Origin of the sequence: Streptomyces sp. NPDC127068 (genome assembly GCF_042724695.1) — a bacterium.
Lineage (GTDB): Bacteria > Actinomycetota > Actinomycetes > Streptomycetales > Streptomycetaceae > Streptomyces.
The window spans coordinates 62,752-70,899 of sequence record NZ_JBHXEN010000048.1; the positions used below are offsets into that span (position 1 = coordinate 62,752).

Below are 8,148 nucleotides of genomic sequence, written 5' to 3' on the forward strand. Positions count from 1 at the left end.
TCGCCCCCGCGGCTACGCGGAGCGGCGGGTGACGAACTCGGCCAGGGACAACAGTTCCCCGGCCGCCTCCGGCCCCGGCAGGGCCCGCGCCAGCAGCTGCACCGCCCGGCCCATCCGGTCGGCCGCGTGGTGCTGCGCCCAGTCCCGCCCCCCGGCCGCCTCCACGGCGAGCACCGTGCGTTCGAGGTCGCCGGGGGCGGCGGACCGGGCGGGGACCCGGTAGAGCGCCGCCAGTTCGGCGCCCGCCGCGGTGCCCGAACCGAGCGCGGCGACCACCGGCAGGGACTTCTTGCGGGCGAGGAGGTCGGCGCCCGCGGGCTTCCCGGTGCGCCGCGGGTCGCCCCAGATGCCGATCACGTCGTCGATCAGTTGGAAGGCGAGCCCCGCCTGCCGCCCGAAGGCGTCGAGCGCGGCCACCTCCTCCTCCCCCGCGCCGGCGTACAGCGCGCCGATGGCGCACGCGCAGCCGAGCAGCGCCCCCGTCTTGGCCTCCGCCGTGGCCAGGCACTCGTCCAGGGTCACCTCGTCGGGCGCCCGCCGTTCCATGGCGGTGTCGGACTGCTGGCCCGCGCACAGTTCGATGACGCACGCGGCCAGTCGGGCGGCGGCCCGGGGGGCCGCCGGGTGGGCGTCCTCGACCAGCTCCCGTTGGGCGAGCGCCGCGAGGGCGTCACCGGTGAGGATCGCATCGGCGTCACCGAACTCGGCCCAGACGGTGGGCCGGTGCCGCCGGGTGGCGTCGCGGTCCATCACGTCGTCGTGCAGCAGGGTGAAGTTGTGCGCCAGTTCCACGGCCGCCGCCGCCCGCACGGCGTCCTCGGGCCGGCCGCCGAGCGCCCGCGCCGCCGCCAACACCAGGGCGGGCCGGACGGCCTTGCCCGCGTTGCCGTCGGCCGGGGTGCCGTCCGCGTGCTCCCAGCCGAAGTGGTACCGGGCGATCCGGCGCAGCTGGCCGGGGAGGGTGCCGACGCAGCGGCGCAGCTCCGGGTCGACCCGGGTGCGCGCCCCGTCCAGCAGGGCCGCCGCCTCGGAGTCCGCACCCGCCCGCTCCGGGACCGCCGTTGCGCCGGAGGTCGGTGCGGGGGGCGCGGCCAGGACGTCCGCGCCCGCCGTGGGGTCGGGGCCGGTGGGCGTCACTGCCAGCGGCCGATCTCGACGTTCTCCAGGATGCCGAGGGCGTCCGGGACGAGCACCGCGGCCGAGTAGTACGTCGTCACCAGGTACGAGGTGATCGCCTGCTCGCTGATGCCCATGAACCGCACGGACAGGCTCGGCTCGACCTCGTCCGGGATGCCGGACTGGCGCAGGCCGACGACGCCCTGTTCGGCCTCGCCGGTGCGCATGCAGATGATGGAGGTCGTCCGGGCGTCGGTGATCGGGATCTTGGTGCAGGGGTAGAGGGGCACCCCGCGCCAGGTCTGGATGCGGGTGCCCTCGACGTCGATGGACTCGGGGACCAGCCCGCGCCGGTTGCACTCGCGCCCGAACGCGGCGATGGCCTGCGGATGGGCGAGGAAGAGCTTCGATCCGCGCCGGCGACTGAGGAGTTCGTCCAGGTCGTCGGGGCCCGGCGCCCCGTCGTGCGGGGGGATGCGCTGCTCGTACTCGCAGTTGTGGAGCAGACCGAAGTCCCGGTTGTTGATCATCTCGTGCTCCTGGCGTTCCTTGAGCGCCTCGATCGTGAGCCTGAGCTGGTGTTCGGTCTGGTCCATGGGCTGGTTGTAGAGGTCGGCGACCCGGGTGTGGACGCGCAGGACGGTCTGCGCCACGCTCAGCTCGTACTCGCGCGGGGACGCCTCGTAGTCGACGAAGGCGCCCGGCAGCCGGGCCTCGCCGACGTGCCCGGCGGACAGGTCGATCTCCCGCTCGCCGTACGTGTTCGCGCGCTGCCCGGGGATCGTCCGGAGGGCTGCGAGGTGCGCCCGCAGCGAGTCGCTGCGGTCGGCCACCCGTGCGAACGCCGCGCGGGGCAGCACCAGGACCGTGCAGGCGGTGGCGGCACGGGTGGTGAACCCCCAGACGGCGTCCGGGTCGATGAGCGCCTGCTCACCGAAGTACGCGCCGTCCGCGAGGACTTCGAGGACCGTCTCGTCCCCGTACGGTCCGGTGCCGAGCTTCTCGATCCGGCCGTGCGCGAGCAGGAAGACCCCGTCGGACGGGTTCCCGGACCCGGTGAGCACCTCGCCCGGTGCGTAGTGCCGCTGCTCGCAGCCGTCGGCCAGCTCGCCGAGGACCCCCTCGTCCCCGTAGTCCCGCAGGACCGGTAGCTCGCCGAGTTCCGCGGGGATGACGCGGACGCTGTCCCCGGTCTTCACGAAGGTCACCCGGCCGTCGCCGACCGCGTAGGTCAGCCGCCGGTTGACCCGGTACGCGCCGCCCTGCACGGGGACCCACGGCAGCACCCGCAGCAGCCAGCGCGCGCTGATCTCCTGCATCTGCGGTGCCGACTTGGTCGTGGTGGCCAGGTTCCGCGCTGCCGCGGTGCCGAGACTGCGCTGCGGCTGTTCGTTGCGGACCTCTTCGCCTACCGACATCTGTACTTGCCCTCCCGGTGCGTGCACTGACCTGCGGGGAGGAGCCTGACAGCACGGAGCGTGCCGATGCCATCACACAAAAGAGCGGGATTGGAAGCCGCCGTTCGGGTCAGACGTCGATATGTGGCGAACCGTTTCTACACACAGCGGCGTTCCGGTGCGCCACACCGCCGTTCGGATGACGCGGAGGCGGTGGGGGGAACTCCAAGATCCCACCGCGCGTTCACCGGATGCGCGTACCGAACACGACACCGAGCCGCCGGAAGGCGGCGGGACGAACGGAAGTGGTTCACGATGGCGGGATTCCTCGACCGTGCCAAGGAGCAGGTCCAGCAGGGTCTCACCCAGGGCAAGCAGAAGCTGGACGAGGTGCAGGCGCAGCGGGCCGGCGCGGACCTGCTGAAGCGGCTCGGCGCGGCGTACTACGCGGAGCGTCAGGGCAACGGCTCGCCGGAGGCGACCCAGCGCGCCGTCCAGGAGCTGGAGAGCCACATCGCGGTGCACGGGGACGGGGTCCTGCGCCACTGACCCCCGCCCCACCGGCGCAGTGCGGGGCCGAGGCCGTTCGCAAGACGCCCCCGGCCCCCGCCGCCGCGCCTCGGCCGACTCCGGCCGCGATCCCGGTCCCGGCCCGCCCCCGCGTCGGGGCTCCCGGCCGTCCGGCGAGAATGGACGGGTGACGGGACGGGTCGGGGAAGGCGGGGAAGGCGGAGCAGTCGCAGCACTCGCCGGGATGGCGGCGCGGCTGCCCTCTCCCCTGCTCGACGTGCGGGACGACCGCTTCGACGCCCGGGGCGTGCGGCTCGCGCTGAAGCGGGACGATCTGATCCACCCGGAACTCGTCGGCAACAAGTGGCGCAAGCTCGCGCCGAACCTGACCGCGGCGGGTCGCCGCACGGTCGTCACCTTCGGCGGCGCCTACTCCAACCACCTGCGGGCCACCGCCGCCGCGGGACGGCTCCTCGGGCTGCGCACCCTCGGTGTGGTGCGCGGCGACGAACTGGCCGACCGCCCGCTGAACCCCTCGCTCGCCCGCTGCGCCGCCGACGGCATGCGGCTGCGGTTCGTCGACCGGGCGACCTACCGGCGGGCCGCCGAGCCGGAGGCGCTGGCCGCACTGCTGGCCGCCCTGGACCTCGCCCCCGCGGACGCGTACGTCGTCCCGGAGGGCGGGAGCAATCCGCTCGCCGTCCGGGGCTGCGTACCGCTCGGTCGGGAACTGAGGGGACGGGCGGACGTCGTGGCGGTGGCCTGCGGCACCGGCGGGACCCTCGCCGGACTGGCTGCGGGGCTCGACCCCGAGCAGCGTGCGCTCGGGGTGCCCGTCGTGGGCGGCGGGTTCCTCACCGAGGCGACGGCCGGGCTCCAGCGGGCGACCTTCGGGGAGCGGCGCGGCAGCTGGTCGCTGGACGACCGCTTCCACTGGGGCGGGTACGCCCGGGTGCCCCCGCCCCTGCGGAAGTTCGCCGACGACTTCGCCCGGCGGCACGGGCTCGCGGTGGAGCGCCTCTACGTCGCGAAGCTGCTGTGGGCGCTGCTGAAGCTCACCGAGGAGGGCGCGTTCCCGGCGGGGACCCGACTCGTCGCCGTGGTCACCGGACGCCCCGGCCCCGAGGTCTCGGGGTAGCCGGGCGGGCTCACGCCGCGTCCTCCTCCTCCCGGTGGACGGCCGCCTCCTCCAGGTCCAGCCGGCGCAGCAGGGTGCGCATCAACTCGTCGTCGATCACCCGGGCGTCGCGCAGCCGGACGAACACGTCCCGCTCGGCGGCGATCATCTCGCGGGTCAGCCTGCGGTAGGTGTCGTCGACGGATTCGCCGGTCACCGGGTTGGCGGCGCCGAGCCGTTCCCAGACGGCGTTGCGGCGGCGCTCCAGGACCAGCCGCAGACGGTCCACGAGGGGCTCGGGCAGGGCGTTGCGCGGGTTCTGGAGGAGTTCTTCCAACCGTTGGTCGGCAGCGCGGGAGGCGGCGTTCTGGGCCTGCGCCTCGGCGAGGGTCCGTGCCTGGGTGTCGGGCCCGGGGAGGCCGAGGAGCCGGATCAGTCCGGGCAGGGTCAGCCCCTGGACGACGAGCGTGCCGATCACGGTGGTGAAGGTCAGGAAGAGGATCAGGTTGCGGGCGGGGAAGGGTTCGCCCGTGTGGGTGACCAGGGGGATCGAGAACGCGATGGCCAGCGACACCACGCCGCGCATCCCGGCCCAGCTCACGACCAGCGGACGGCGCCAGTCCGTGTCGGACTCGCGTTCCCTGATCCGGGGCGACAGCCACAGCGGGAGGTAGGTCGCCGGGTAGCACCACACGAACCTCACCGCGACGACCAGGAAGAACAGCGCCAGCGCGTACCAGGCGGCGTCGAGGCCGCCCACCGAACCCAGCCCCCGGAGCACCACGGGCAGTTGCAGCCCGATCAGCGCGAAGACGACGGATTCCAGGATGAACGACACCATCCGCCACACCGCGGCCTCCTGGAGCCGGGTCTCGAAGTCGACCTGCCAGGCCCGGTGACCGAGGTAGAGGGCGACGACGACCACGGCGAGCACTCCGGACGCCCCGACCTGCTCGGCCGCCGCGTAGGCGAGGAACGGGATGAGCAGCGACAGGGTGTTCTGGAGCAGCGCCTCCTTCAGATGGGTGCGCAGCCAGTGCAGCGGGATCATCAGGATCAGCCCGACGCCGACCCCGCCGACGGCCGCCACCAGGAACTCCCGGATGCCGCCGGCCCAGCTCATCCCCTCGCCCACGGCGGCGGCCAGCGCGACCTTGAAGGCGGTGATGGCGGTGGCGTCGTTCACCAGGGACTCGCCCTGGAGGATGGTGGTGATCCGGGGCGGCAGCCCCACCCGGCGGGCGACGGCGGTCGCGGCCACGGCGTCCGGCGGCGCGATGACCGCTCCGAGCACCAGGGCCGCCGTCAGCGGCAGTCCGGGGACGAGCAGATGGGCGAGCCAACCCACGGCGAGCGTCGCGAAGAGCACGTACCCGACGGACAGCAGCGCCACCGGACGCAGATTGGCCCGCAGGTCGAGGTACGAACTCTCCAGGGCGGCCAGTTGCAGCAGGGGCGGCAGCAGCAGCGGCAGCACGATGTGCGGATCGAGGGTGAACTCCGGGACGCCCGGCACGTAGGCGGCGATCAGACCGACCGTCACCAGCAGCAGGGGGGCGGGCACCGGGGTCCGGCGGGCCAGTCCCGCGACGGCGGCGCTCGCCGCGACCAGTCCGACCACCGACAGCGCGTCCATCGCGACTCCCTCTCCTCCGTCCCGGGCACCCTCGTCGGCGCCCCGGACCCGTCCGCCCGGGCCCGTTCGCCGTGCTGCCGGGCGGGCCCGGGCGGTCCTGCGGAACCGCAGGGCCCCCCGCGGCCCGGCACGGATCAGTAACCTGGCCATCATGAAGGAGTGCACGCACGTTTCGGCGCTGCCCGAGCCGGAGCCGAAGCCCCTGAGCGAGACGTGTCTGGGCTGTCTGGCCGCCGGGACGAACCCGGTGCAGCTGCGCATGTGCCTCGACTGCGGCCATGTCGGCTGCTGCGATTCGTCGCCCCTGCGCCACGCCACCGGGCACCACGAGGAGACCGGGCATCCGATCATGCGGACGTTCGAGCCCGGGGAGGAGTGGCGCTGGTGTTTCGTCGACTGCGTGCTCGTGTGACCGCACGGAGTGCACCAACCCCACGGGCGGGTGACGGGCCGTTGCCGCACCCCGGACGAGCGCACGGGGCGCGGTGACGGTTCGACCGCCGGGCGTGTGGGTACGTCACCCCGGCGCGCCGAGGGGGCGAGGGAGGCCGGGACCGTCATCGCATCGGTATCCACCACCCCCTACCCACCGTGCGTGCCCATGTGCTTACGATGAGTGATGTCAAGGGGCGGGGTCCCCGGGACACCCGCGCCGTGAGCGCGATAGCGTCACCGCTGCACCATGTTGTGCGTTACCCGGGGGGCGCTCCCCCGGAGCCCCGAAGAGCTTGTACCACCTTGGAGGTGAGGGTGTCCCAGATCGCAGGAGAGCCCGGGACCCAGGACTTCGTGGAAGTCCGGCTGCCGGCTGAGGGTGCCTACCTGTCGGTGCTGCGGACGGCGACGGCCGGTCTCGCGGCGCGTTTGGACTTCACCCTCGACGAGATCGAGGACCTCCGTATCGCCGTCGACGAAGCGTGCGCGATCCTGCTCCAGCAGGCCGTGCCCGGCTCCGTCCTCAGCTGTGTGTTCCGGCTCGTGGACGACTCCCTGGAAGTCACCGTCTCGGCCCCGACCACGGACGGCCGTGCGCCGGAGCGCGACACCTTCGCCTGGACGGTGTTGTCCGCCCTCGCGGGCAAGGTCGACTCGACCGTGGCCGACGACAAGACCGTGTCGATCAGTCTCTACAAACAACGCGGCGCGGGACCCGGTCCGGCGTGAGGAACGGGGACGGACCGGTGCGGGACGAGGGACACGACACACCGGGGCCGCCCGCCGACGGGACGGGCGGCCGGCCCGGCCCGCACGCGCCGGGCGGCATCCCCGAGCAGCAGGCCAGGCCGCACCCGGACGACGGGCTCCGGGAACCTGCCGGGCCCGCGGCGCCGGGCACGGTCGACGCGTTGGAGCAGGCACAGCCGGGCGCCCCCGGGGGCACGGACGAGCGCGAGTCGCCGTCCGGCCGGGGCGGCGGACCGGGGGCACCTCCCAGCGGGAGCTGGGGGAGGGCGGGATACATGAACGAGCACGAGCGGACCGGTGAGCGGGACGTGAGCGGACCTGGCGCCGGGGAGGGCCAGCACGTCCCACACGTTCAGCACGTCCCACACGTCCGGCACGACCCCCAGGACCGGAGCGCCGCGCGGGCGATGTTCGTCACGCTGCGCAAGCTGCCCGACGGCAGCCCGGAGTACGCGGAACTGCGCAACCAGCTCGTCCGGATGCACCTGCCGCTCGTGGAGCACCTCGCACGGCGGTTCCGCAACCGCGGGGAGCCCCTGGACGATCTGACGCAGGTCGCGACCATCGGGTTGATCAAATCGGTGGACCGGTTCGACCCGGAGCGCGGCGTCGAGTTCTCCACCTACGCGACGCCGACCGTCGTGGGCGAGATCAAACGGCACTTCCGTGACAAGGGCTGGGCGGTCCGGGTGCCCCGGCGGCTCCAGGAGCTGCGGCTGGCGCTGACCACGGCGACGGCCGAGCTGTCCCAGCAGCACGGGCGCTCCCCCACCGTGCACGAGCTGGCCCAGAAGCTGGCGATCTCCGAGGAGGAGGTCCTGGAGGGGCTGGAGTCCGCCAACGCGTACTCCACCCTCTCCCTCGACGTCCCGGACACGGACGACGAGTCGCCCGCCGTGGCCGACACCCTCGGCGCGGAGGACGAGGCGCTGGAGGGCGTGGAGTACCGCGAGTCCCTCAAGCCGCTGCTGGAGGACCTGCCCCCGCGGGAGAAGCGCATCCTGCTGCTGCGCTTCTTCGGCAACATGACCCAGTCGCAGATCGCCCAGGAAGTCGGCATCTCGCAGATGCACGTCTCCCGGCTGCTGGCCAGGACACTGGCCCAGCTCCGCGAGAAGCTGCTGGTCGAGGAGTAGCCCGGCGACCCGAAGGTGAGGAGGGGGCGCCCGCAGCCGTGACGGCTGCGG

The 8,148-nt window shown here is 73.6% G+C and carries 8 protein-coding genes; 5 read left to right on the forward strand and 3 right to left on the reverse strand.

What is annotated here, in order from left to right; genetic code table 11:
* Positions 1-12: 12 nt before the first annotated feature.
* Positions 13-1,137 carry a family 2 encapsulin nanocompartment cargo protein polyprenyl transferase gene (locus ACFWIA_RS26575; RefSeq protein ID WP_387009260.1) on the reverse strand — a complete coding sequence of 375 codons (1,125 nt, stop codon included), beginning with the start codon at positions 1,135-1,137 and terminating at the stop codon, positions 13-15.
* Positions 1,134-2,534, reverse strand: coding sequence for a family 2B encapsulin nanocompartment shell protein (locus ACFWIA_RS26580; protein ID WP_387009262.1), 1,401 nt, complete (start codon positions 2,532-2,534; stop codon positions 1,134-1,136). Before ACFWIA_RS26580 ends, ACFWIA_RS26575 begins: the two co-directional genes overlap by 4 nt.
* Before the next feature lie 294 nt (positions 2,535-2,828).
* On the opposite strand from ACFWIA_RS26580, the gene ACFWIA_RS26585 reads away from it, so the two are divergent.
* Complete coding sequence (locus tag ACFWIA_RS26585) at positions 2,829-3,062, forward strand: hypothetical protein (protein ID WP_385491867.1); 234 nt, start codon at positions 2,829-2,831, stop codon at positions 3,060-3,062.
* 205 nt (positions 3,063-3,267) lie between these two features.
* The gene (locus tag ACFWIA_RS26590) at positions 3,268-4,161 is read left to right on the forward strand and encodes a 1-aminocyclopropane-1-carboxylate deaminase/D-cysteine desulfhydrase (RefSeq protein ID WP_387009285.1); all 894 of its coding nucleotides are present in this window, start codon (positions 3,268-3,270) and stop codon (positions 4,159-4,161) included.
* A 10-nt stretch (positions 4,162-4,171) separates the two neighbouring features.
* Here ACFWIA_RS26590 and ACFWIA_RS26595 read toward each other — a convergent pair whose 3' ends face one another.
* Positions 4,172-5,776: a Na+/H+ antiporter gene (locus ACFWIA_RS26595; RefSeq protein WP_387009264.1), complete on the reverse strand. Its 1,605-nt coding sequence runs from the start codon at positions 5,774-5,776 to the stop codon at positions 4,172-4,174.
* Positions 5,777-5,927: 151 nt separating this feature from the next.
* Here ACFWIA_RS26595 and ACFWIA_RS26600 point away from each other — a divergent pair, with 151 nt between their 5' ends.
* From ACFWIA_RS26600 to ACFWIA_RS26610, 3 genes are all read left to right on the forward strand, one after another.
* A complete protein-coding gene (locus ACFWIA_RS26600; protein WP_387009266.1) occupies positions 5,928-6,188 on the forward strand; it encodes a UBP-type zinc finger domain-containing protein in 261 nt (86 codons plus the stop codon).
* Between the two features lie 338 nt (positions 6,189-6,526).
* A complete protein-coding gene (locus ACFWIA_RS26605) occupies positions 6,527-6,940 on the forward strand; it encodes an anti-sigma regulatory factor (RefSeq protein WP_387009268.1) in 414 nt (137 codons plus the stop codon).
* Entirely contained in the window at positions 6,937-8,097 is a 1,161-nt protein-coding gene (locus tag ACFWIA_RS26610) for an RNA polymerase sigma factor SigF (protein ID WP_387009270.1), read from the forward strand. The genes ACFWIA_RS26605 and ACFWIA_RS26610 overlap by 4 nt, the downstream gene beginning before the upstream one ends.
* Positions 8,098-8,148: the final 51 nt, after the last annotated feature.

Excerpts from the sequence above, each read along its gene's own strand:
- ACFWIA_RS26580 (WP_387009262.1), bottom strand. The coding sequence starts at position 2,534 with ATGTCGGTAGGCGAAGAGGTCCGCAACGAACAGCCGCAGCGCAGTCTC.
- ACFWIA_RS26585 (WP_385491867.1), top strand. The coding sequence starts at position 2,829 with ATGGCGGGATTCCTCGACCGTGCCAAGGAGCAGGTCCAGCAGGGTCTC.
- ACFWIA_RS26590 (WP_387009285.1), top strand. The coding sequence starts at position 3,268 with ATGGCGGCGCGGCTGCCCTCTCCCCTGCTCGACGTGCGGGACGACCGC.
- ACFWIA_RS26595 (WP_387009264.1), bottom strand. The coding sequence starts at position 5,776 with ATGGACGCGCTGTCGGTGGTCGGACTGGTCGCGGCGAGCGCCGCCGTC.
- ACFWIA_RS26600 (WP_387009266.1), top strand. The coding sequence starts at position 5,928 with ATGAAGGAGTGCACGCACGTTTCGGCGCTGCCCGAGCCGGAGCCGAAG.